Genomic DNA, 23,836 nt, shown 5'->3' on the forward strand with positions numbered 1-23,836 from the left:
GGAACAGACGGCGAACGAGGCAGAGGGGAGTCGCATCCGTGAGCGGGTTGCTGGGCTCGATAGAGGGACCGCACGACGTCAAACGGCTCGCTGTCGATGAGCTGCCGCGGCTCGCGGGGGAGATCCGTGACCTGCTCGTCGACGCCTGCGCCAGGTTCGGCGGCCACCTCGGGCCGAACCTGGGCGTGGTCGAGCTCACCATCGCCGTCCACCGCGTCTTCGACTCCCCGCGCGACCCGGTGATCTGGGACACCGGCCACCAGGCGTACGTGCACAAGCTGCTCACCGGCCGCGCGGCCGGCTTCGAGGCGCTCAAGCAGGAGGGCGGCCTGTCCGGCTACCCGAGCCAGACCGAGTCCGAGCACGACTTCGTCGAGAACTCCCACGCCTCCACCGCGCTGTCCTACGCCGACGGCCTGGCCAAGGCGTTCAAGCTGCGCGGCGAGCGCGAGCGCACGGTCGTCGCGGTGATCGGCGACGGCGCGCTCACCGGCGGCATGGCCTGGGAGGCGCTCAACAACATCGCCGCGATCAAGGACCTGCCCGTCGTGATCGTGGTCAACGACAACGGCCGCTCCTACTCCCCGACCATCGGCGGCCTGGCCTCCCACCTGTCCTCGCTGCGCGTCAACCGCCGCTACGAGGACATGCTCGAATACGTCAAGGACAAGCTCGGGAACGTTCCTGTCCTCTACGACGCCCTCCACGGATTCAAGAAGGGCGTCAAGGACGTCCTGGCCCCGCAGGTCATGTTCGAGGACCTCGGCCTGAAGTACGTCGGCCCCATCGACGGCCACGACGAGCAGGCCATGGAGGCGGCGCTGCGCAAGGCCCGCGCCTTCCGCGGCCCGGTCATCGTCCACGCCCTCACCCAGAAGGGCCGCGGCTACACCCCCGCCGAGAACCACGACGAGGACCAGTTCCACTCGCCCGGCGCCTTCGACCGCGCCACCGGCGCCGAGAAGCCCAAGCCGCGCATCTGGACCAACGTCTTCAGCGAGGAGCTGGTCAGGCTCGGCAAGGAGCGCGAGGACCTGGTCGCCATCACCGCGGCCATGCTCCACCCCACCGGCCTCAACGCCTTCGCCGACGCCTTCCCCGACCGCATCTACGACGTCGGCATCGCCGAGCAGCACGCGCTGACCAGCGCCGCCGGCCTCGCGCTCGGCGGCCTGCACCCGGTCGTGGCCGTCTACGCCACCTTCCTCAACCGGGCCTTCGACCAGCTCCTGATGGACGTCGCCCTGCACCGGCTGCCGGTCACCGTCGTCCTCGACCGGGCCGGCGTCACCGGCGACGACGGGGCCAGCCACAACGGCATGTGGGACCTGTCGATCCTCCAGGTCGTGCCCGGCCTGCGGATCGCGGTGCCGCGCGACGGCGACCGCGTCACCGAGCTGCTGCGCGAGGCCGTGGAGGTCTCCGACGGGCCGACCGTGCTGCGCTTCCCCAAGGGCCCGGTGGCCGAGCCCCTGGAGTCCGTGGGCCGCCTGGGCGAGATGGACCTGCTGCGGGCCGCCGAGGGCGAGCCGGACGTGCTGCTGGTGGGCGTCGGCCCGATGGCGCACGTGTGCATGGAGGCGGCCGTCCTGCTCGACGCGCAGGGCATCTCGGCCACCGTGGTCGACCCGCGCTGGGTCAAGCCGCTCGACGAGGCGCTGACGCTGGCCGCCGGCGCCCACAAGCTGGTCGCCGTGGTCGAGGACAACGGCCGCGTGGGCGGCGTGGGCGACGCCGTGGCCCGCCTGCTCCGCGACGCCGACGTCGACGTCCCGGTGCGCACCTTCGGCATCCCGCAGGAGTTCCTCGACCACGCCAAGCGGGCCGCGATCCTCGGTCGCATCGGCCTGACCGGCCAGGACCTCGCGCGCCAGATCACCGAGGCCGTCGCCAAGCGGACCTCCCGCGTGGAGCAGCCGGTCCGCCGTTGAGCACCCGGCGGACCACGGCGGTGATCGCCAGCATGACGACCACCGCCGCGGCCGCCGCCGGCAGCAGCAGGCCCGCCTCCCGCCGCGCCACCTGCCCGGCCACCGCCCCCAGCACGACGTACGCGCTCACCCAGGCCGTGCTGCCCAGCAGGGCCCACGGCATGAACCGGCGGTAGGGCATGCCCACCGCGCCCGCCAGGGCCGGCGTCAGCGCGTGCACCACCGGCAGGAAGTAGGCCAGGGCCAGCGCCCAGCCGCTGCGCCGCAGGATCCGCTCCGCGCGGGCCCAGCGCTCCTCGCCGACCCGCCGGCCGAGCCTGCTGTTGCGCAGGCGGGGGCCGTACCGGCGGCCCAGGCGGTGGCCGCCCGTCGCGCCCAGGAGGCAGGCCAGCACGCCGGTGCCGATCAGCGCCAGCGTCTCGGGCACGCTGCCCGACGTGGCGCCCGCGACGAGCAGCAGGCCGTCGCCCGGTGTGATCAGGCCGATCCCGACCGAGGCGTCCAGCGTCAGGAAGACCAGGACGAGCGCCAGCACCACCGCCACGTCCTGACCGGCCAGCGTGTCCAGCAGGTCGTCCAGCATGATGCGGGTCCGCTACCCCCGACGAGGCGCTTCACCGGCGAGCCTGGCGCGAGCGCATGATCACGGAGGGTCTGGGAAGGATCGCTGATCGTGGACATCTTTCGCACGAAGAGCGTCGAACAGTCGATCCGCGACACCGAAACTCCCGAGCACCAGCTGCGCAAGCGCCTGAGCGCCATGGACCTGATGGTCTTCGGCATCGGCGTGATCGTCGGCACCGGGATCTTCGTGCTCACCGGTCAGGTGGCCAAGGAGGTGGCCGGGCCGGCGGTCGCGGTCTCGTTCGTCGTGGCGGGCGTCGTGTGCGGCCTGGCCGCGCTGTGCTACGCCGAGTTCGCCTCGACGATCCCCGTGGCCGGGTCCGCCTACACCTTCTCCTTCGCCACCCTCGGCGAGTTCCCCGCCTGGGTGATCGGCTGGGACCTGATCCTGGAGCTGGCGCTGGCCGCGGCCGTGGTGTCGGTCGGCTGGTCGGGCTACTTCGCCTCGATGCTCGACTCCGTCGGCATCCACCTGCCGGCCTCCATCGCGGGCGACGATCCGGTGGTCAACGTGCCCGCGGTGGCCATCGTGCTGATCCTCACCGCGGTCCTGGTGGCCGGCATCAAGATCTCCTCGCGGGTCAACCTGATCCTGGTGATCACCAAGATCACGGTGGTGCTGCTGGTCATCGTGGCCGGGCTGTTCTTCGTCAAGGCCGCCAACTACACGCCCTTCATCCCCGAGCCGGTGGCCTCGCCGCGGGTCGAGGGGCTGAAGGCGCCGCTGATCCAGGTGCTGTTCGGGATCACGCCCGTCGCGTTCGGCGTGATCGGCATCTTCTCGGCCGCCGCGATCGTGTTCTTCGCCTTCATCGGCTTCGACATCGTGGCCACCGCCGCCGAGGAGACCGTGCGCCCGCAGCGCGACGTGCCGCGCGGCATCATCGGCTCGCTGGCCGTCTGCACGATCCTCTACGTCGCCGTCTCGCTGGTCGTGGTCGGCATGCAGCCGTACAAGCAGCTGAGCACGAGCGCGCCGCTGTCGGACGCGTTCACCGCCGTCGGCCACCCGTGGCTGGCCGGCATCATCAGCGTGGGCGCCATCGCCGGTCTGACGACCGTGGTGCTGGTGCTGCTGCTCGGGCAGACCCGGGTGTTGTTCGCCATGTGCCGCGACGGCCTGCTGCCGCGCCGGCTGGCCGTCGTCCACCCCACCTTCGGCACGCCCGCCAGGCTCACCGTCCTCATCGGCCTGGTGACCATGGCGCTGGCCGGGTTCGTGTCGTTCGGGGAGCTGGCCGAGCTGGTGAACATCGGCACGCTGTTCGCGTTCATGGTGGTCTCGGTCGGCGTGATCGTGCTCCGGCGCACCCGGCCCGACCTGGAGCGGGCCTTCCGGGTGCCGATGGTGCCGCTGCTGCCGATCCTTTCGGTGCTGGCCTGCCTCTACCTGATGCTCAACCTGCCGCTGGAGACCTGGCTCAGGTTCGTCGTCTGGATGGTCATCGGCGTGGTCGTCTACTTCGCCTACGGCTACCGTCACAGCAGGCGGGGGGCCGCGCCCGGCCGGTGACGCGCGAGGAGGGCGGGCCGGCCGCCCGCCCCCCTCACCCGCTCAGATGGCCAGGAGCGTGCCGAGGCCCGCCTTCATCGTGCAGGCGTTGGTGTAGACCTTGCCCCACTTGACGGTCTTGTCGTACCACTTGCCGAGGATCATCACGGCGCGCGGCTCCACCTCCTTGCCGCAGGCCGCGGCCGCCTTCGGCGAGACGTTGATCTTGGCCGGGTCGCCCTTCACCTTGCGCAGGAGGTCGCAGGCGGCGTGGGCGGAGGGGTGGGTGCCGCCGTCGGGGCTGCAGTTGAGCCAGGCGCCCTTGGTGGGGCCGTTCTTCACTGCCATGGTGACCTTGAGGACGACCTTGGGGGTGCGCGGCGCCGCCAGGGAGGGCGACGACGCGCCCAGCACGAGGGCTCCGCACAGAGCGATCGTGCCGACTGCTCGCATCATGGTTACTCTCCGTTCGTAGGACGGCACAGTACGCTACGGCGAAGGCGGCCATGACGTACGGAGACCCGCCGGGCGGGCCTCCGTAAAATCACGCGGGCAGCGAGGCCACACCGGGCGGAAGGAACCGCGGCTGGGCGATCCCCGACCTGTCCAGATAAGGCGTGATGCCACCCAGATGGAACGGCCAGCCGGCGCCCAGGATCATGCACAGGTCGATGTCCTGCGGCCCGGCGACGACGCCCTCGTCCAGCATGATCCGGATCTCCCGGGACAGCGCCCCGAGCACCCGCTCGCGGACCTGCTCGGCCGTGGACGGCGATGTGCCGCCGGCGAACAGGGCCACCGCCTCCGGGTCGAGCGAGAAGTCCGGACGGTAGACGCCCGGCTTGCCCGAGGCGACCAGCTTGGCCATGTTCTCCGAGACGCCGAACCGCTCGGGGAAGGCCGCGTGCAGCGTCTCGGCGACGTGCAGGCCGACGGCCGGGCCGACGAGCTGCAGCAGCGCGAACGGCGTCATCGGCAGTCCCAGACCGTCGAGCGCGTGCTCGGCGACCTCCAGCGGCGTGCCCTCGTCCACGGCGGCCACGACCTCGCCCATGAAGCAGGTCAGCAGCCGGTTGACCACGAACGCCGGCGCGTCCTTGACCAGCACGGACGACTTCCGCAGCGACTTGCCCACCGCGAACGCCGTGGCCAGCGTGGCGTCGTCGGTCGAGGCGCCCCTGATGATCTCCAGCAGCGGCATCACGGCGACCGGGTTGAAGAAGTGGAACCCGACCAGCCGCTCGGGGTGGGCCAGCCCGGCGCCCATCTCGGTCAGCGAGAGCGAGGAGGTGTTGGTGGCGAGCACGCACTCGGCCGAGACCACGGCCTCGACCTCGGCGAACACCTGCTTCTTGACCGCCATGTCCTCGAAGACGGCCTCGATGACGAAGTCGGCGTCGGCGAAGGCGTCCTTGGTCAGGGAGCCGGTGACCAGGGACTTGAGCCGGTTGGCCTGGTCGGCCGAGACGCGGCCCTTGCCCAGCAGCTTGTCGACCTCGGCGTGCACGTACCCCACGCCCTTGTCCAGGCGGGACTGGTCGAGGTCGGTCAGCACGACCGGGACCTCCAGGCGGCGGGCGAACAGCAGCGCCATCTGCGAGGCCATCAGCCCGGCGCCCACGACGCCGACCTTGGTGACCTTGCGGGCCAGCGACCGGTCCGGCGCGCCGGCCGGACGCTTGGCCCGGCGCTGGACCAGGTCGAAGGAGTAGAGCCCGGCCCGCAGCTCGTCGCCCATCAGCAGGTCGGCCAGCGCCTGCGTCTCGGCGGCGAAGCCCTCGTCGCGCGAGGCGGTCGCGGCCAGCGCGATCAGGTCGAGCGCCCGGTAGGGGGCGGGGGAGGCGCCGCGCAGCTTCATGTCCACCAGGAAGCGCGCGTCGGCGACGGCCTTGTCCCAGCCGTCGTGCTCCTGCCGCTCGACGGTCACCTCGCCCTTGACCACGCGGGCGGCCCAGCGCAGCGACTCCTCCAGGAAGTCGGCCGGCTCGAACATCGCGTCCGCGACGCCCAGCTTGTAGGCGTCCGCGCCCTTGATCATGCGGTTCTGCGACAGCGGGTTCTCGATGATCAGCTTGATCGCGTTCGCCGGGCCGATCAGGCGGGGGAGCAGCTGCGTGCCGCCCCAGCCGGGCACCAGGCCGAGGAAGCACTCGGGCAGCGCCACCGCGGGCACGCCGGAGGAGATCGTCCGGTACGCGCAGTGCAGCGCGATCTCCAGGCCGCCGCCCATGGCCGCGCCGTTCACGAACGCGAACGTCGGGACCGGCAGCTCGCCCAGCCGGCGGAAGACGTGGTGGCCCAGCGCGCCGATGGCCTCGGCCTCCTCGCGGGAGGCCACGGCCGCCGCGCCCTTGAGGTCGGCGCCGACGGCGAAGATGAACGGCTTGCCCGTGACGCCCACGGCGGCCAGGTCGGTCCGCGCGGCGATCTCCGACAGGGCCTCCTCCAGCGCGAACAGACCGTGCGGGCCGAAGGTGTTGGGCTTGGTGTGGTCGAAGCCGTTGTCCAGGGTGATCAGGGCCATCGTGCCGGCGCCGCCGGGCAGCGGCACGTCGCGCACGAGGGCCTTGGTGACGACCTCGTCGGTGTTGCGCCCGCTCAGCAGCGCGCGCCAGGTCTCGATGTCGCTCATGCCAGGTTCTCCCAGATCACAGTGCCGCCCATGCCCATGCCGACGCACATGGTGGTGATGCCGTACCGCACGTCGGGCCGCTCGCCGAACTGGCGGGCGAGCTGCGTCATCAGCCGGACGCCCGAGGAGGCCAGCGGGTGGCCGAAGGCGATCGCGCCGCCGTAGGGGTTGACGCGCTGGTCGTCGTCGGCGATGCCGAAGTGCTCCAGGAAGGCCAGCACCTGGACGGCGAACGCCTCGTTGATCTCGAACAGGCCGATGTCGCCGATGGACAGCCCGGCCAGCCGCAGCGCCCGTTCGGTGGACGGGATCGGGCCCACGCCCATCACCTCGGGGTCCACGCCCGCGAAGGCGTAGGAGACCAGGCGCATCTTCGGCGTCAGGTTCAGCTCGCCGGCGACCTCGCGGGCGGCCACGATGCAGCCGGTGGCGCCGTCGTTGATGCCGGAGGAGTTGCCCGCGGTGACGTTGCCGTGCGGGCGGAAGGGCGTCTTGAGCGCGCCCAGCGCCTCCATCGTGGTGCCGGGGCGCGGCGCCTCGTCCTCGGCGGCCAGGCCCCAGCCCTTCTCGGCCGTCCTGACCGCGGTGGGCACGAGGTCGGGCTGGATCTTGCCGTCGGCGTACGCCTTGGCCGCCTTCTCCTGCGAGAGCACCGCGTAGGCGTCGGCGCGCTCCTTGGAGATCGACGGGTAGCGGTCGTGCAGGTTCTCGGCGGTCATGCCCATGACCAGCGCGCTCGGGTCGACCAGCTTCTCCGACAGGAACCGCGGGTTGGGGTCCACGCCCTCGCCCATCGGGTGGCGGCCCATGTGCTCGACGCCGCCGGCGATGGCCACGTCGTAGGCGCCGAAGGCGATGCCGCCCGCGACCGTGGTGACCGCGGTCATCGCGCCCGCGCACATGCGGTCGATCGCGTAGCCGGGCACGCTCTTGGGCAGACCGGCCAGCACCGCGGCCGAGCGGCCGATGGTCAGGCCCTGGTCGCCGATCTGGGTCGTCGCGGCGATGGCCACCTCGTCCACGCGCTCGGGAGGCAGACCGGGGTTGCGCCGGATGAGCTCGCGGATGACGCGGACGACCATGTCGTCGGCGCGGGTCTCCGCGTACAGTCCCTTCGGCCCTGACCTGCCGAAGGGCGTGCGTACGCCGTCCACGAACACGACGTCACGAGAGGAAGGCACGGATTCGCTCCTCGTTCTTGGATGGGGTTCCGCGCCTATGCTACTCGTCGGTAACCACCCCGCAGACGAGGGCGGCGGTCAGCAGCCCGTAAACGATCGGCATGGGTGGTTCCCAGAGATGGGCGCGGGCTCCGAGCAGGGCGGCGACCGCCACGGCCGCGCCCGTCCAGAGCGCCGCGCCCCCTCGTGGACGCGCGCTCCGGCCGGGATCCCACGGATCGCCAGGTGATCCTCCCGGACGGCCGGCGCGCGCCACTATCCCCAGGGCGTCCCGTGCCCACCAGATGAGGAACGACACCCCCGCGGCCAGGCCGATCACCATGGCGGCCTCGACGGCCCAGCTCAGGGCGTCGGCGAAGGCGTACAGAGCGGCCGCCCTGAACTGCCCGGGAGAGGTGCCGCCGAGCAGCAGCAGCACGGCCCAGCCGGACGCGACGCCGAGCCGGCTCAGCGGCCGCCGCCGGGCCGAGGGCGGCACGGCGAACAGCTCGCGCTCGCGCCGGCGCACCAGGCGCGCCCGCGCGCCCCACACCAGCTGGGTGCCCGCCAGGATGGGCACCGCGGTCACGAACACCGCCAGCGAGAGCACGGCGAGCGGTAACGTCTGCTCTCTGGTCGGCGCGCGGTCGGCCAGCACCTGGGACGTGGCCAGCAGCGCGATCGAGCCGGTGAGCGCGACGAAGACGGCCCGGCGGGCGGTCCGGGCGGCGGCGCGCAGCCCGGCCAGCGCCTCGGCGCCTGGAGGGGGCGCCATCTCGGTCAGAAACATGGACGTCATGATGGCGTCACGGACGGTAGTGACGCCGCGGATTCGCGCGCATTGCATGGAGCCCTCGCCGGACGCGTCCGCCGGAGGCTGCTATCGGGCGAAATTTGCGACACGCCGTATATACGGCGGATTGTCAGTATGCTGCGCGTCACACCAGAGGGGGCCGCGCTCTGCGAGGGGCGCGCGGGGTTGCGTCCTGTGCGGGCGCGCGTAGAGGGGGGCGCGTGAGCGAGGGCCGGAGAGCGCCGGAACGGCCGCAGCATCGCCCCGACCGCCTCCCGGACCGCCACCCCGGCCGTCGCCTGGACCGGCCCTCGGGGCCTGCTCGGCGGATCACGCCGCTGGCGTGGGTGAGCATGGCGCTGACGTTCGTGCTGGTCGTCGTCACGCTGGGCGGGTACGCGTACTACCGCAGCATCTTCGCCGGCATCCCGATCCTGCCGCCGGTGGAGGCCGGATCGCGGCCGCCCGAGACCGGCGCGCTCAACGTGCTGCTCGTCGGCTCGGACTCGCGCGAGGGCGACAACAAGAAGTACGGCGCGAAGTCGCAGGGCCTCGGCGAGCGCACCGACACGATCATGGTCCTGCACATCTCCCCGGACCGGGACAAGGCCACCATGATCAGCTTCCCCCGGGACACCATGGTCATGATCCCGCCGTGCCGGAGCCATTCCGGCGCGATGCTGGCCGGCGGGCTGCGCCAGATCAACTCCGCCTTCAACGACGGCGGCATCAACTGCACGGTCCGCACGCTGGAGTCGCTCACCAACATCAAGATCAACCACATCGTGAAGGTCGACTTCACCGGCTTCAAGGGCATCGTCGACGCCCTCGGCGGCATCGAGATCTGCCTGCCCAAGGCGGTCAACGACCCCAAGGCCAAGCTCGTGCTCAGCGCGGGCAAGCACGTCGTCAAGGGCGAGCAGGCCCTCGGGTACGTGCGCACCCGCTACGTCCTCGGCGACGGCAGCGACCTCGGCCGCATCCAGCGCCAGCAGGTCTTCCTCACCAAGGTGCTGGACAAGATCACCGATGGCGGGCTGCTCACCGACCCCGTCAAGCTGAACGCGTTCCTGCGGGCCGGGGTCAAGGCCGTCTCCCTGGACACCGAGCTCGCGCAGCCGGACCGGATGCTGGAGATCGCCAGAAGCGTCCAGGGGCTGACCGCCAAGGAGCTCAAGGGCATCACCGTGCCGGTGGAGGCGTACCCGGCCGACAAGAACCGGGTGCAGCTCAAGCAGCCGGACGCCCGGAACTTCTTCGAGGCCGTGCGCTCCGACGTCAACGTGACCCCGCCCTCGGCCGCCGCCACCACGCCGAAGGTCGCGAACGAGCGGGTACGCGTCCAGGTGCTCAACGGCACGACCGAGCTGGGCAAGGCCGGTCAGGTGGCCGACGAGCTGGCCGACCAGGGGTTCGCCGTCGTCCAGGTCGGCAACGCCGCGCCGGTGGCCACCACCTCGATCCGGTACGCCAAGAAGGACGCCGACAACGGCGCCGCCTACGGGGACGCCGTGGCCGCCCGGCTGTCGAAGGACAAGCGCACGCCGGTGGCGGGCAAGGTCGCGCCGGTGAACCCGAAGCCGTACCCCACCAAGGTCACCCCGCTGCCCGACGGGCCGATCGTGCAGCTCGTCATCGGGGCCGACTGGCCGGGCGTGCGGGTGGCGTCGGCGATCCCGGGCTCGCTCAAGGACAAGGTGGTCGACTCCACCACGAACCCCTGCCTGTGAGCCGGCCGGCGGGTTAGAGGTCCTCGGCCAGCACCAGGTCGACCAGGCCGGGGAAGCGGGCGTCGAGGTCGTCGCGGCGCAGCCGGATGAACAGCTTGCGGCCCTCCGGGCGCTGGCAGATGACGCCGGCCTCGCGAAGCACCCGCCAGTGGGCGGTCAGCGTCGACTTCGGCACGTCGGCCACGACCTCGCCGCAGAACAGCTCGTCCCCCGAGGCCAGCGCGCGCACGATCTTGGCGCGTACGGGATGGCCGAGCGCGGCGAGCACCTCCACCAACTGGATCTGGTCACGCGACGGGTGCAGCATGCCGCCATTGTACGGATAACACGAACGATGATTTGACGGACATTGTTCGTATGTACGAAGATTGCGTACTCATCCGGGTTCAAGGAGGGTGCTGTGTTCGATGTCGCCGTGGTGGGCGGCGGGCCCGTGGGCATGTTGCTCGCCGCCGAGCTGGGCCTGCAGGGGGTGCGGCCGCTCGTGCTCGAACGGCTCGCCGTCCCGACCGGCCAGTCCAAGGCCGGGACGCTGCACGCGGGCACGGCCCGGAGCCTCGACCGGCGCGGGCTGCTGGAGGCGGTGGGACGGTCCACGTACGGGAGCGTGAGCTTCCACTTCTCCGGCATGTTCGGGCTCGACCTCGGCGCGGTCTCGGACGGCGGCCCGAGCATCGTCGGCAGCCCGCAGGCGTGGGCCGAGCAGGTGTTCGCCCGCCGCGCGGCGGCCCTGGGCGCGGAGATCCGGCGCGGCCAGGAGGTCACCGGCCTGGAGCAGCGGGACGACCACGTCGTGCTGACCGTCAACGGCCGCGAGCTGACCGCCCGGTACGTCGTCGGCGCCGACGGCGCGCGCAGCGTCGTGCGCAAGGCCGCCGGCATCCCGTTCACCGGCGCCGGGGCCCGCGTCGCCGCGCTCATGGGCGACGTGCGGCTGCTCGACCCGTACACGGTGCCGCCGGGCTACACGCGTACGCCGCGGGGCTGGATCATCGTCTGGCTCGACCCCGCCGGGCACAGCCGCGTCACCACCTACGACTTCCGCGGCCCGCACGCCGACCGGGAGGCTCCCGTCGCGATCGAGGAGCTGCGGGAGGCGGCCGAGTACATCCTCGGCGCCCCGGTCCCGATGGCCGGCGCCCGCAACCTGTCCCGGTACGGCGACGCCGCCCTGCAGGCCGAGACCTACCGCGCGGGCCGCGTCCTGCTGGCCGGCGACGCCGCGCACGTGCACTTCCCGTGGGGCGGCCAGGGGCTGAACACCGGCCTGGGGGACGCCTTCAACCTGGGCTGGAAGCTGGCCGCCGAGGTGCGCGGCGAGGCCCCCGCCGGGCTGCTGGACAGCTACCACGCCGAGCGGCATCCGGTCGGCGCGCGGGTGTTGTGGAACGTGCGGGCCCAGAGCGCGCTGGCCGACCCCGACCCGGCCGTCGACCCGCTGCGCGAGCTGTTCGCCGAGCTGATGCGGTTCGACCAGGTCAACGAGTACCTGAGCGGGATGATCGCCGGGGTGGACACCGCCTACGACGTGGGCGTGCCGGGGGCCGGGCGGATGGCGCCCGACCTGCCGGTCAAGACGGCCGGCGGCGTGGTGCGCACCGCGGAGCTGCTGCGCGGCGGCCGGGCGCTGCTGCTGGACCTCGGCGGGCGCGACGACCTGGTGGCCGCGGCCGCCCCGTGGGCGGACCGGCTGGAGATCGTGCGGGGCGCCGCCGAGCACGACGCCGAGGCGCTGCTCGTGCGGCCCGACGGCTATACGGCCTGGACGTCGGCGGCGCGGGGGTACCCGCTGGAGGCCGCGCTCGCCCGCTGGCTGGGGCGGATGTGACGGAGAGTAACTTTAGCGAAACATGTGAAATATCCGGACAAGTCTGTTAAGAAAGGTCGCGGTCCGTATTCAGAGCTAGAGAGGTTCCATCGTGGCGCGCGACGAGAACGACAGGCCGTACGAGGATGGGCAGGGTAAATCGTTAAACCCGGAGCTGACCGGAGACGTGCTGTCCCCCCGGTGGAGCACCGAGGACACCGACGAGCAGCCCGCGATCCAGGTCTCCGGCAACGAGACCTACATCCTCCCGGCCGGCCAGGGCGCGCAGCCCGTCGAATCCCCGGCGACCCCGGCGACCCCGGCGACCCCGGCGACCCCGGCGACCCCGGCGACCCCGGCGACCCCGGCGACCCCGGCCGATGCGCCGCACGACGTGCTCGATGGCCCGAGCGGCCCGCACGACGTCCTGGACGGGCCGAGCGGGTCCCACGAGGCACTGAGCGGGCCGCACGAGACGCTGGCCGGGCCGCACGAGACGCTGGCCGGGCCGCACGAGAGCCTGAGCGGGCCGCACGCGGTCGTCGGGGCGGACGGAACCGACGTTCCCGGCGGTGACCGGGCGGCCGACGACGACCTGCCCTACCTGCCGCTGGACCAGGGCTACAAGCCCGGACGCGACGACGACGCGGGTGAGACCAGGCGCGGCTTCCTCGGCTCCGGCTGGACCGACAACGCCGACGACCGCCGGGGCGGCGCCGGGCGCGATCGCGAGGTGCGCCGGCGCACCAGGGTGCTGGTGCTGGCGGCCGCCGCGGTGGTGCTGGTCGGCGCCGGGGCGGGCTGGCTGCTCACCGGCACCTCCTCCGACGACCCGTGCGGCGCCGGCGCCTGCGCCGGCGCGAGCCAGGTCACCGCCCCGGCGCGGACCGCGCTCCCGGAGGAGACCGAGTCCGCCCCCGCGCCCGAGGAAACGGACACCGCCGAGCCGACCGTGTCCGAGACCGTAACCCCCACCCCTGTGGCCCGCCGCCCCCGTCCCACCCGCGAGCCGTCGGTGCGGCCCACCGCCACCGCCCGCGAGAGCCGCCCGACGGCCACGCCCGAGGAGAAGGCCACCCACGGCTCGCAGGACGAGATGAACGAGACCTCCGACGGCACCCCGGAGGACTCGGCCGAGGCGCCCGCCACCAGGCGGCCGGAGCGGCAGGAGACCGCGCCCCCCACCCAGGCGCCGCCCGCCCAGCAGGAGCAGCCCGCCCCCTCGCCGAGCGAGAAGAAGGGCCTGTTCGACATCCTGTTCCCCTGGGCGTGAGGATCCCGCCGCCGTCCTGGTGAGCGCGGCGCCGGGAGTTGTGTCGCCGCCGCGGCGGGCGTGCGAGGATGCGGAGCCAGGTCGTCGTCTGGCAGACTTGGAAACCGCTTTCCGGGAGGTCTCGTGGTCACGCTTGAGGACGTCGCCAAACAGGCGGGCGTCTCCCTCGCCACCGCCTCGCGGGTGCTCAACGGCAGCACCCGCCAGGTGGGCGCGACCCTGCGGGCCCGCGTCGAACGGGCCGCCGACGAGCTCGGCTACCGCGCCAACATCGCCGCCCAGACGCTGGCCCGGGGGGCGAGCAACGTCATCGGCATCGTCGTCCACGACCTGACCGACCCCTACTTCGCCGCGCTGGCCGACGGTGCGATGCGGGCCGCCGCCACCGAGGGCATGCTGGTCATGGTGGGCACCACCCACCGCGACCCCGAGCAGGAGATCGCCTACGTCGCCACCATGAACGCCCAGCGCGTGCGCGCCGTGCTGCTGGTCGGCTCGCGGGTCGCCGACCCCGTCATGACCGGGCGGCTGCGCGAGGAGCTGGCCCGCTACCGGGAGGGCGGCGGGCGGGCCGCCTGCGTCGGCCAGGACCTGCTCGGCGTGGACACCGTCGCGCCCGCCAACCGGGCCGGCGCCGCGGCCCTGGCCCGCGCGCTGGCCGGGCTCGGGCACACCCGCTTCGCCGTGCTGGCCGGGCCGCCCCACCTGGTGACCGCCGCCGACCGGTGCGAGGGGTTCGCGCAGGCGCTGCGGGAGCTGGGCCTGCCCGAGCCCGTCGTGATCCACGGGCCGTTCGACCGCGACGGAGGCTACCGGGCCGCGACCGAGATCGGCGCGGCGACCTGCGTGTTCGCGGTCAACGACGTGATGGCCGTGGGCGCGCTGGCCGCCTGCCGGGAGCGCGGGATCCGGGTGCCCGAGGACGTCTCGGTGGCTGGGTTCGACGACATCGTCACGCTGCGTGATCACGTGCCCGCGCTGACGACCGTGCGGCTGCCGCTGACGGACATGGGGGCGCGAGCCCTGGAGCTCGCGCTCGGCCGGGAGGACGCCGCCGCCCCCGTGGTCGAGCACGTCGCGGGCGAGGTCGTGCTGCGGGAGAGCGTCAGGAGAATGACGTGAATGGGACGGCCGCGGAAGCCGGGCAGGGCGTGGGCGGGACGGGCGCGGGAGCCGGGGAGGGCGCGTGAGCGGGACGGGCGCGGGAGCCGGGGTGGCGGCGTGAAGCTGGCGGTCAGCACGTTGGGGATGCCGGGGGAGGGGCTGGAGCGGGCGGCCGGGATCGCCGTCGCGCACGGCTGCCAGGGGCTTGAGCTGCGGCTGCATCCCGACACCGGCGTCCACGCCGGGCTCACCGCGCAGGAGCGGCGCGGGGTGCGGGAACGGGTGGAGCGGGCGGGGCTGGAGATCGCCGCCCTGGCCGGATATGTCGGCATCTGTGAGCCGGGACCGGACGCGCCGGTCACCGACGCGCTCCTCGCCGACCTGCGGCTGGCCGCCGACCTGGGCGCGCCGGGGGTGCGGGTGTTCCCGCGCGGCGACGATCCGGCGGTCGGCGCCCGCAGGCTGAGGTCCGTGGCCGGTACGGCCGCCACCCTCGGCGTACGCGTGCTGGTCGAGACGCATGACCGGATGCCCACCGGCGCCGCCGTGGCCGGGCTGCTGGCCGAGGCGGGCCGCCCCGAGGTCACCGGCGCGCTGTGGGACCTGCTGCACCCGTGGCGGCACGGCGAGTCCCCGGCCGCCACGCTCGCGGCGCTCGGGCCCTCGCTCGCCTACGTCCAGGTCAAGGACGCCGTCTCGGCCGAGGACACCACCCCGGTCCCGATGGGGACGGGCTCGGTCCCGCTGGAGGAGGCCGGCGACCTGCTGCGCGCGGCCGGGTACGCCGGATGGGTCTCGCTGGAGTGGGAGCGCACCTGGTACCCGGACGTGGCGCCGGTCGAGGAGATCCTGCCGGGCGCGGTCGCCTGGGTGCGGCGGTTCACCGCTTAGATAGGGGAATGCCCCTTAACAAGAACAAAGTCCTCGTGGTCGGCATGGACGGCCTGCGCTTCGACCGGCTCGTCACCCTGGCCCCGCCGGTCCTGTCGTCGTTGATGGCCACCGGCGCGTACGGCACCAGCCGGCTCCCGTACGGCGAGGCGGCGGTCCCCGGGACGGCCCCCAGGACGGAGTCGCCCGGCGAGGTCGTGCCCAAGGCTCCGGAGCCGCCGGCGGCGGGCCGCGTGATCAGGTCGCGCACGGACTCGGGCCCCGGCTGGTCGTCGATCGCCACGGGCGCCTGGCCCGACAAACACGGCGTCGTGGACAACAGCTTCACCAGCCCCCAGTTCACGAAATTTCCGGACTTTTTGAGTCGTGCGAAGAACGCCCGCCCCGACCTCGTGACCGCCGCCTTCCTCTCCTGGGCCGCCCTCGGCGAGCACAACGCGTTCGGCCCCGCCATCGACCACCGCATGGTCCTGGACGGCTACGCCCTCACCTGGACCGCCGCCGACCGGCAGATCGCCGACGCCGCCGAGCGCCACCTCGCCGAGACCGGCCCCGACCTCGCCTTCGTCTATCTCGGCGACACCGACGAGGTGGCCCACGCCCTCGGCCCCCACTGCCCCGAGTACGCCGCCGCCCTGCACGCCCAGGACGCCTACCTCGGCCGCCTGCTGGACGCCGTCCGCGGCCGTCCGGGGGAGAGCTGGACCGTGCTGGTCACCACCGACCACGGCCACGTGGACGAGGGCGGCCACGGCGGCACCTCGGCCGAGGAGCGCACGGTGTTCGTGATCGCCAACCGGCTGGGCGCGGACCTCGGCGGCCGCCCGCTGGCCGAGCCCCGCCTGGTGGACGTCGGCCCGACCGCCCTGGCCCTGCTCGGTGTGCCGCTCGACCCGGCCTGGGAACTGGACGGGACACCGCTGTTCAACAGTTGGTGAATTTGTGGCAGACTCCGGAGAAGGGGTGCCTTCCATGAGGACCACACGCGACCTCGCCGAGATCGACGCCACGATGCTCGCCGACGTGGGCGGAAAGGCCGCCAACCTCGGCGAGCTGATCCGCGCCGGCCTGCCCGTCCCGCCCGGCTGGGCGCTCACCACCGACGCCTACCGGCAGGTCGCCGCCGGGCTCGACCTCACCCCGGGCGACGGGCTCGCCGCGCGGGCCAGGCGCCACCTGCTCGGGGCCGAGATGCCCGCCCCGGTGCGCGAGGCGATCCTGACGTCCTACGCGCGGCTCGGCGCGGACGTCCCGGTGGCCGTGCGCTCCTCGGCCACGGCGGAGGACCTGCCGTTCGCCAGCTTCGCCGGCCAGCAGGACACCGTGCTCAACGTGGTGGGCGCCGAGGCGGTGCTCGACGCCGTGCGCCGCTGCTGGGCCTCGTTGTGGAGCGACCGGGCCGTGGCCTACCGGGAGTCCAACGGCGTCGGCCACGCCGGCGTCCGGCTCGCGGTGGTCGTCCAGGTGATGGTGGACGCGCGGGTGGCCGGGGTGATGTTCACCGCGAACCCGGTGACCGGCAGGCGGCGCGAGACCGTCATCGACGCCGCGCCCGGCCTCGGCGAGGCGGTCGTCTCCGGAGCCGTCGACCCCGACCGGTTCGTCGTCTCGGGCGGCCAGGTGCTGGAACGGCGGGCGGGCGGGGCGGACCTGGCCGTCCGGCCCCGGCCCGGCGGCGGCGTCGAACGCGTCGAGACCGCCGCCGGGGGCCTGTGCCTCACCGAGGCGCAGGTGCTCGCCCTGGCCGAGCTCGGTGCGCGCGTCGAGGACCACTACGGCACGCCGCAGGACGTCGAGTGGGCCATCGGCCAGGACGGCGCGCTCTGGCTCACCCAGGCCAGGCCGATCACCACCCTCTATCCGCTGCCCCGGCCGGCCGGTCCCGGCCTGCGCGTCCACCTGTCGCTCAACGTCGCCCAGGGCGTGATGGGGCCGTTCACGCCGATGGGGGTGTCGGTGTTCAACCTGGTCGCCTCGGGCGCGGCGACGCTGTTCGGGCACGCGCCGGCCGACCCGCTCGACGGCCCGGCGTTCCTGGCCGAGGCCGGGCAGCGGTTGTGGATCGACCTGACCACGCCGCTGCGCAGCCGTGCCGGCCGGGCGGTCCTGACCCGCATGATGCCCCTGGGGGAGGCGCGGGCCGCGGCCGTCGTGCGGGAGCTGGCGGGCGACCCGCGGCTGTCGGTGGCGCAGACCTCGCCGAGGCCGTTCCTGCGCGGGCTGCGCCGCTTCGCGCGCCGCGTCCACGCGCCGGCGCGGGTCCGCGACGCGCTGCTGAGCCCGGCCAGGGCGCTCGCCCACGCCGCCCGCGTCGGCGAGGAGCTGGACCGCAGGCTCGACCCGCCGCCCGGCGCCACTCCCGCCCAGCGCCTCGACCACGCCGAACGGCTGCTCGGCGGGACGTTCCCGGCCATCGTCTCGATCATGCCGATCGTGATCACCGGCTACGCGCTGCTCGGCCTGGCCGCCCGGCTCTCCGGCACGCGGGTGGGCGACCTGCAGGACGTCTTGCGCGGCGTCCCGAACAACCCGACCACCGAGATGGACCTCGAACTGTGGGACCTGGCCACCCGCGTCGAGCCAGAGGCGTTCCGCGAGGCGCCCGCGGCCGAGCTGGCCCGCCGCTACCGGGCCGGCGAGCTGCCGCCGCGGGCCCAGAAGGAGATCGCCGCCTTCCTCGGCCGGTACGGCCACCGCGGCGTGGCCGAGATCGACGCCGGCGTGCCCCGCTGGTCCGACGACCCCACCCACATCCTCGGCGTACTGGCCAACTACCTGCGCATGGACGCCGGCTCCGCCCTCGCCCCCGACGCGCTGTTCGCCAGGGGCGCGCGGGCGGCGCGGGCGGAGGTGGACCGGGTCGCCGCGCTGGCCGCGCGCAGGGGCCGGTGGCGGGCGCCCGTGGTGCGCTTCGCGCTCGGCCGCACCCGGGCGTACGCGGGGCTGCGCGAACTGCCCAAGTACCACGCCGTCAGGGCCATCGCCGCCGTCCGGCGGAGCCTGCGCGCTGTCGGGGAGCACCTGGCGGCCGCCGGCGTCCTGGACGACGCCGCCGACGTGTACTTCCTGCGCCTGGAGGAGGCCAGGGCCGCCCTGTCCGGCGGCGACCTGCGCGACCTGGTACGCGAGCGGCGGACGGCGTACGAGCGGGAGTCGCGCCGCAGGCACGTGCCCCGGATCGTGCTCTCCGACGGCACCGAGCCCGAGGCCCTGGCCGGACCCGTCCCCGACGGCGCGCTGACCGGCACGGCGGCCTCGGCCGGCACGGTCACCGGCGTCGCCAGGGTGGTGCTCGACCCGAACGGCGCCCACCTCGAACCGGGCGAGATCCTGGTCTGCCCCTCGACCGACCCCGGCTGGACCCCGCTGTTCCTCACGGCCGGCGGCCTGGTGATGGAGATGGGCGGCGCCATGTCGCACGGCGCCGTGGTGGCCCGCGAGTACGGCATCCCCGCCGTCGTCGGCGTCCGCGACGCCACCGGCCGCATCGCCACGGGCCAGGAGATCACCGTCGACGGAGCGGCGGGCACGGTGACCCTTTAGACCACTATGGTGATCAGGTGCCCGATCCGCACTGGAATCACAACGTGCACTACCAGCGGCTGGTGCTGAGCCTGATCCCGCCCGGCTCGGCCCGCGCCCTCGACGTCGGCTGCGGCGACGGCCTCCTGGCGGGCAAGCTCGCCGCCCGCCTCCCCGACGTGACCGGCGTCGACCGGTCCCCGCAGGCCGCCGCCCTGGCCAGGTCACACCACGGCGACCGGCCCGGACTCACCTTCGCCGAGGCCGACTACCTCGACCCGGCCGCGCTGCCCGAGTCCGGGTACGACTTCATCAGTGCCGTGGCCGTCGTGCACCACGCCGAGTTCGGCGCGGCCGTGGGGGCGTTGCGGCGGCTGCTCGCGCCCGGCGGCCGGCTGGTGGTCGTCGGGCACGCCAGGAACCGTTCGCCCCTCGACTGGGTCATCAGCGGCACCGCGCAGGTCGTCACCCGCGTGCACCAGCTCCGCCACGGGCCCAAGAGCGGGCCGCCAGGCGGCTGTTGCCCGGCTGCCGGTTCCGCCGGTTGTTGCTGCGGCGCTACCTGATCGTCTGGGACGCGCCCCGTTAAGCCCGTGCCGCCCCGGGTAACCGGAGGAGGCATCACGTTTCCGGATGAGGCGGTTCCATGCTGGTCACAGAGCTGGTGCGCAGGGTCGGCGGGACCCTCGCGCAGTCTCAAGGACGCTTCCCCCTCTACGCCGACCCCGCGACGGGCGAATGGACCTGGTCCGAGGACGGAGACTGGTGCGGCGGCTTCTGGGGCGGCCTGCTGTCCCTGGCGGCGGTCGTCACCGGCGAGCCCCGCTACGCCCGCGCCGCCGGTCAGGTCGCCGAGCGGCTGACCGCCCGCACCGACGCCCCCACGCTGCTGCGCGGCATGTTGTTCTGGTACGGCGCCGCGCTCCCGGCCGTGCTCGCCGGCGACGAGGATCCCGGCGCCACGACCGCCGTGGCCGCCGCCCGGTCGCTGAGCATCGGCTTCGACCCGCTGGCCGGCCTGCTGCCGCCCCAGGAGGAGGACGTCGTCAAATACGGCTGGCCGCGCCCCGGCGCCTGCGTGGACGGCCTGCCCGGCACCGTCCCGCTGCTGGCCTTCGCCTGCGAGCGCACCGGCGCCCGCGAGCTGCTGGTGATGGCCGAGTCCCACGCCCGCACCGGCTACGCCATGTGCGTCCGGGAGGACGGCTCGGTCGCCCAGACCTCGGCCGGCGCGGTCAACGGCTCCTCACCGGGCAGCACCTGGGCGCGCGCGCAGACGTGGGCCATGCTGGGCCTGGCCCAGGCCGCCCACCTGTCGGCCGAGTTCATCGGCCCGGCCACCGAGGTCGCCGACTGGTACCTGGCGCACGTCCCGTCCGACCTGGTCTGCTACTGGGACTTCGACGACCCGGACATCCCCGCCGCGCCCCGCGACACCTCGGCCACCGCGATCGCCGCCGCCGCCCTGGCCAAGCTCGCGCCGCTGGCCAAGGACGGCTACCGCGAGCAGGCCGCCGCCACGCTGGAGGCGCTGGCCCGCGGCCACCTCAACGAGCACGGCGGCCTGGTGGACGGCTGCTACGACCGGCGCAAGGGCCTGGCCACCGCCCACGAGCTGGTCTGGGGCGACTACTTCCTGCTCGAAGCCGCCCTCACCCTCGACGGCACGATCGACCCCGGCCGCGTCTAGACCACCAGCTCGGCGTAGCGGGCCTTCATCGTGGCCAGCACCTCGTCCGGGTCGGCCGCCCAGACGTCGGCGTTGAAGATCTCGACCTCGATGTCGCCGGCGTACCCGGCGGCCAGCACGGCCCGGGTGATCGGCGCGAAGTCGATCACCCCGTCGCCCATCATGCCACGCCCGAGCAGCACGTCGGCGGGCAGCGGGTGCAGGTAGTCGCACACCTGGTACGAGGCGATGCGCCGCCCGGCCCGCGCGACGTCCTCGGCCAGCCTGGGGTCCCACCACACGTGGAAGGTGTCCACCACCACCCCGACCTGCTCCTCCGGATAGGGCAGGCTGAGGTCGAGCGCCTGGCCCAGCGTGGACAGCACCGCCCGGTCGGGGCAGTAGATCGGATGCAGCGGCTCCAGCGCCAGCCTGACGCCGCGCTCGCCGGCGTAGGGCGCCAGCACCGACAGCGCCTCGGCGACCCGCTCCCGCGCCCCGGCGACGTCCTTGGAGAAACCGGGCGGCAGCGGCTCGCCCGGCCGCACCCCCGGCAGGCCGCCGACCACCATCACCAGGCACGCGGCCGACAGCTCGGCCGCCTCGTCCACGGCCCGCCGGTTGTCGTCGAGCGCCCGCTCGAACGCGCGCCGCCCCTCCTCGCCGGGCAGCCCGCCCGCCGTGAGGAAGCCGCCCCGGCACAGCGAGGACACCCGCAGCCCGGCCTCGCGCACCAGCTTGGCGCTGCGCGCGAGCCCCTCCTCGGCGACCTTCTCGCGCCACAGCCCGATCGCCTCCAGGCCGTGCCGCGCGCAGCCGTCCACGGCCTCGGCGACCGACCAGCGCCTGGTCGTCCACTGGTTCAGCGACAGGCTCACAGGCCGTTCACCGCCAGCAGCGCCGTCATCCTGCGCACGGCCAGCTCCTGGTCGGCCAGCAGCCCGGCCCGGTCGGCCAGCCTGAACACCTCCGCCAGGTGGCGCAGCGAGCGCGCCGACTGGGCGCCGTTCACCATGGCGAACGCGTCCTGGTGGCCGTTGAGCCAGGCCAGGAAGACGATGCCGGTCTTGTAGTGGTACGTCGGCGCCTCGAAGATCTTCCGCGACAGGGCGACCGTGGGGGCCAGGATCTCGTCGTAGCGGGCCAGGTGGCGGGCCGCCTGGTCGCCGGTGGCCGCCTCGGCGGCGTCCAGCTCGCGCAGGGCGGCGGCGGCGGCCGGGGCGATCGCGTCGAAGATGCCGAGCAGCGCGTGCGAGCCCGACCTGATGAGGGAGGGGTAGTTGAAGTCGTCCCCGGTGTAGAGCCGGACGCCCTCGGGCAGCGCGGCGCGCAGCCGCACCTCGTGCTCCTCGTCCAGCAGCGACACCTTGACGCCGTCCACCACGGCGGCGTGGGCGTGAACCAGCTCCAGGAACGACTCCGTCGCGGCGTCCACGCCGGGCGCGCCCCAGTAGCCGGCGAGCTGCGGGTCGAACATCTCGCCCAGCCAGTGCAGGATCACCGGGCGGTCGGCCAGCCCGAGGACCTTGCCGTACACCTGGTGGTAGTCGGCGGGCCCGGCCGCCACCCTGGCGAGCTGGCGGGAGGCCATCACGATCACGCCCGCCCCGGCCGCCTGGACGGCCTCCACCTGCTCGGCGTACGCGGCGGTGATCGTGTGCAGGTCGGCGGCGGCGGGCGCGTGGTCGGTGCCCGCGCCGCAGGCCACCAGCGCCGCCGGGTCGCCGAAGGCGCGCGCCTCCTCGGCGCTGAGCCGGATCAGCTCCTTGGTGGCCGCCCAGTCCAGGCCCATGTTGCGCTGGGCGGTGTCCATGGCGTCGGCCACCCGCAGGCCGTGCGACCACAGGTGGCGGCGGAACCGCAGCGTGGCCGCCCAGTCGACGGCGGCGGGGGAGCCCGGCGTGTTGTCGCCGAGCGGGTCGGCGACGACGTGCGCGGCCGCGTAGACGACCCGGCTCGCGGCCGGGGCGGCCGAGACCGGCCAGGTCACCGGCTCGCGCAGCTCGTACGCGCCGCCCGGCAGGTCGATCCTCACAGCTGCGGCACCTCGATCCTGCGGCCCTCGGCGTTCGAGCGCAGGCCCAGCTCGGCGAGCTGCACGCCGCGCGCCCCCGAGGCGAAGTCGTAGGGGAACGGCGCGTCCTCCAGCACGTGCCGGACGAAGGCCGTCCACTGGACCTTGAACCCGTTGTCGAACTCGGCGTTGTCCGGCACCTCCTGCCAGTCCTCGCGGAAGCGGGCCGTGGCGGGCAGGTCGGGGTTCCAGACCGGCTTGGGGGTGGCGGCCCGGTGCTGGAAGCGGCAGTTGCGCAGGCCCGCGACGGCGCTGCCGTGCGTGCCGTCCACCTGGAACTCGACCAGCTCGTCGCGGTTCACGCGGACCGTCCAGGAGGAGTTGATCTGAGCGATCACGTCCCCTTCGAGCTCGAAGATCCCGTACGCGGCGTCGTCCGCGGTGGCCTCGTACGCGCGGCCCTGCTCGTCCACCCGGGACGGGACGTGCGTCACGGCCTTGGCGTAGACCGACCGGACCCGGCCGAACAGGTTCTCCAGCACGTAGTGCCAGTGCGGGAACATGTCGAGCACGATCCCGCCGCCGTCCTGCGCCCGGTAGTTCCAGGACGGCCGCTGCGCCTCCTGCCAGTCGCCCTCGAACACCCAGTAGCCGAACTCGCCGCGCACCGACAGGATCCGGCCGAAGAAGCCGCCGTCGATCAGCCGCTTCAGCTTGAGCAGGCCCGGCAGGAACAGCTTGTCCTGCACCACGCCGTTCTTCACGCCCCTGGCCGTGGCGGCCTCGGCCAGCGCGACGGCCTCCTGCACCGACTCGGCCGTGGGCTTCTCGGCGTAGACGTGCTTGCCCGCCTCGATGGCCTTGAGCACGGCCTTGACGCGGGCGCTGGTGACCTGGGCGTCGAAGTAGATCAGGTTGTCGTCGTCGGCGAGGGCGGCGTCGAGGTCGGTGGTGTGGTCGGGGATCCCGTGCCGGTCGGCGACGTCGGCGAGCTTGTCGGCGTTGCGGCCGACCAGGACCGGGCGCAGCCTGACCCGGTCGCCGTCCGAGAGCGTGACGCCGCCCTGCTCGTTGATGGCCAGGACGGAACGGACGAGGTGCTGGCGATAGCCCATTCGTCCGGTGACGCCGTTCATCACGACGCCGATCGTGCGCACGCTCATGGGGATCCCTTCAGGCAACGGATGGGGAAAG

The 23,836-nt window shown here is 73.6% G+C and carries 20 protein-coding genes; 11 read left to right on the forward strand and 9 right to left on the reverse strand.

The genetic code is table 11. The features are described 5' to 3' along the window. Positions 1-47: 47 nt before the first annotated feature. Positions 48-1,931 carry a 1-deoxy-D-xylulose-5-phosphate synthase gene (gene dxs, locus AB0J76_RS17985; protein WP_364390140.1) on the forward strand — a complete coding sequence of 628 codons (1,884 nt, stop codon included), beginning with the start codon at positions 48-50 and terminating at the stop codon, positions 1,929-1,931. On the opposite strand, the gene AB0J76_RS17990 is transcribed toward dxs, so the two are convergent. After that, positions 1,876-2,514, reverse strand: a complete 639-nt coding sequence (locus AB0J76_RS17990; protein ID WP_352325902.1) for a DedA family protein — start codon at positions 2,512-2,514, stop codon at positions 1,876-1,878. The two genes, dxs and AB0J76_RS17990, sit on opposite strands and share 56 nt — an antisense overlap. A gap of 90 nt (positions 2,515-2,604) precedes the next feature. Here AB0J76_RS17990 and AB0J76_RS17995 point away from each other — a divergent pair, with 90 nt between their 5' ends. Continuing rightward, positions 2,605-4,068 (forward strand): amino acid permease, encoded by a 1,464-nt coding sequence (locus tag AB0J76_RS17995; protein ID WP_352325901.1) that lies wholly within the window; start codon positions 2,605-2,607, stop codon positions 4,066-4,068. Between the two features lie 42 nt (positions 4,069-4,110). Here the strand turns inward: AB0J76_RS17995 and AB0J76_RS18000 are convergent, their stop codons facing one another. From AB0J76_RS18000 to AB0J76_RS18015, 4 genes are all read right to left on the reverse strand, one after another. Continuing rightward, a complete protein-coding gene (locus AB0J76_RS18000) occupies positions 4,111-4,503 on the reverse strand; it encodes an SSI family serine proteinase inhibitor (protein ID WP_352325899.1) in 393 nt (130 codons plus the stop codon). A gap of 88 nt (positions 4,504-4,591) precedes the next feature. After that, positions 4,592-6,679 (reverse strand): 3-hydroxyacyl-CoA dehydrogenase NAD-binding domain-containing protein, encoded by a 2,088-nt coding sequence (locus AB0J76_RS18005; protein WP_364389928.1) that lies wholly within the window; start codon positions 6,677-6,679, stop codon positions 4,592-4,594. Then, positions 6,676-7,860 carry a thiolase family protein gene (locus AB0J76_RS18010; RefSeq protein WP_352329342.1) on the reverse strand — a complete coding sequence of 395 codons (1,185 nt, stop codon included), beginning with the start codon at positions 7,858-7,860 and terminating at the stop codon, positions 6,676-6,678. Before AB0J76_RS18010 ends, AB0J76_RS18005 begins: the two co-directional genes overlap by 4 nt. A 40-nt stretch (positions 7,861-7,900) precedes the next feature. Further along, positions 7,901-8,629, reverse strand: a complete 729-nt coding sequence (locus AB0J76_RS18015) for a hypothetical protein (protein ID WP_352329344.1) — start codon at positions 8,627-8,629, stop codon at positions 7,901-7,903. 356 nt (positions 8,630-8,985) lie between these two features. Here AB0J76_RS18015 and AB0J76_RS18020 point away from each other — a divergent pair, with 356 nt between their 5' ends. Then, the gene (locus AB0J76_RS18020; protein ID WP_364389931.1) at positions 8,986-10,362 is read left to right on the forward strand and encodes an LCP family protein; all 1,377 of its coding nucleotides are present in this window, start codon (positions 8,986-8,988) and stop codon (positions 10,360-10,362) included. 13 nt (positions 10,363-10,375) lie between these two features. Here the strand turns inward: AB0J76_RS18020 and AB0J76_RS18025 are convergent, their stop codons facing one another. Next, positions 10,376-10,669: a helix-turn-helix domain-containing protein gene (locus AB0J76_RS18025; protein WP_352329347.1), complete on the reverse strand. Its 294-nt coding sequence runs from the start codon at positions 10,667-10,669 to the stop codon at positions 10,376-10,378. 93 nt (positions 10,670-10,762) lie between these two features. On the opposite strand from AB0J76_RS18025, the gene AB0J76_RS18030 reads away from it, so the two are divergent. The 8 genes from AB0J76_RS18030 to AB0J76_RS18065 all read left to right on the forward strand — a co-directional run bounded on the left by AB0J76_RS18030 (position 10,763) and on the right by AB0J76_RS18065 (position 20,649). Further along, the gene (locus AB0J76_RS18030; RefSeq protein ID WP_352329349.1) at positions 10,763-12,190 is read left to right on the forward strand and encodes an FAD-dependent monooxygenase; all 1,428 of its coding nucleotides are present in this window, start codon (positions 10,763-10,765) and stop codon (positions 12,188-12,190) included. Positions 12,191-12,281: 91 nt separating this feature from the next. Next, on the forward strand, positions 12,282-13,442 hold the full coding sequence (locus AB0J76_RS18035; RefSeq protein ID WP_364389933.1) for a hypothetical protein: 1,161 nt from the start codon (positions 12,282-12,284) through the stop codon (positions 13,440-13,442). A 123-nt stretch (positions 13,443-13,565) separates the two neighbouring features. Beyond that, the gene (locus tag AB0J76_RS18040) at positions 13,566-14,564 is read left to right on the forward strand and encodes a LacI family DNA-binding transcriptional regulator (protein WP_352325062.1); all 999 of its coding nucleotides are present in this window, start codon (positions 13,566-13,568) and stop codon (positions 14,562-14,564) included. A gap of 99 nt (positions 14,565-14,663) precedes the next feature. Next, entirely contained in the window at positions 14,664-15,437 is a 774-nt protein-coding gene (locus AB0J76_RS18045; protein WP_352325061.1) for a TIM barrel protein, read from the forward strand. 8 nt (positions 15,438-15,445) lie between these two features. Further along, positions 15,446-16,375 carry an alkaline phosphatase family protein gene (locus AB0J76_RS18050; protein ID WP_352325060.1) on the forward strand — a complete coding sequence of 310 codons (930 nt, stop codon included), beginning with the start codon at positions 15,446-15,448 and terminating at the stop codon, positions 16,373-16,375. Positions 16,376-16,409: 34 nt separating this feature from the next. Then, positions 16,410-18,980 (forward strand): PEP/pyruvate-binding domain-containing protein, encoded by a 2,571-nt coding sequence (locus tag AB0J76_RS18055; RefSeq protein ID WP_352325059.1) that lies wholly within the window; start codon positions 16,410-16,412, stop codon positions 18,978-18,980. A 17-nt stretch (positions 18,981-18,997) separates the two neighbouring features. Then, complete coding sequence (locus AB0J76_RS18060; protein ID WP_352325057.1) at positions 18,998-19,525, forward strand: class I SAM-dependent methyltransferase; 528 nt, start codon at positions 18,998-19,000, stop codon at positions 19,523-19,525. Positions 19,526-19,605: 80 nt separating this feature from the next. After that, the gene (locus AB0J76_RS18065) at positions 19,606-20,649 is read left to right on the forward strand and encodes a hypothetical protein (protein ID WP_352325056.1); all 1,044 of its coding nucleotides are present in this window, start codon (positions 19,606-19,608) and stop codon (positions 20,647-20,649) included. On the opposite strand, the gene AB0J76_RS18070 is transcribed toward AB0J76_RS18065, so the two are convergent. Genes AB0J76_RS18070 through AB0J76_RS18080 form a run of 3 tightly spaced genes read right to left on the reverse strand, consistent with a single transcriptional unit; the run spans position 20,646 to position 23,805 of the window. Then, a complete protein-coding gene (locus AB0J76_RS18070; RefSeq protein ID WP_352325055.1) occupies positions 20,646-21,506 on the reverse strand; it encodes a sugar phosphate isomerase/epimerase family protein in 861 nt (286 codons plus the stop codon). The genes AB0J76_RS18065 and AB0J76_RS18070 overlap by 4 nt on opposite strands. After that, complete coding sequence (locus tag AB0J76_RS18075; RefSeq protein ID WP_352325054.1) at positions 21,503-22,663, reverse strand: DUF993 family protein; 1,161 nt, start codon at positions 22,661-22,663, stop codon at positions 21,503-21,505. The genes AB0J76_RS18070 and AB0J76_RS18075 overlap by 4 nt, the downstream gene beginning before the upstream one ends. Continuing rightward, complete coding sequence (locus AB0J76_RS18080; protein WP_352325053.1) at positions 22,660-23,805, reverse strand: Gfo/Idh/MocA family oxidoreductase; 1,146 nt, start codon at positions 23,803-23,805, stop codon at positions 22,660-22,662. Before AB0J76_RS18080 ends, AB0J76_RS18075 begins: the two co-directional genes overlap by 4 nt. Between the last annotated feature and the right edge of the window lie 31 nt (positions 23,806-23,836).

It is taken from the genome of Nonomuraea sp. NPDC049624 (genome assembly GCF_040675255.1).
Classification (GTDB): Bacteria; Actinomycetota; Actinomycetes; order Streptosporangiales; family Streptosporangiaceae; genus Nonomuraea.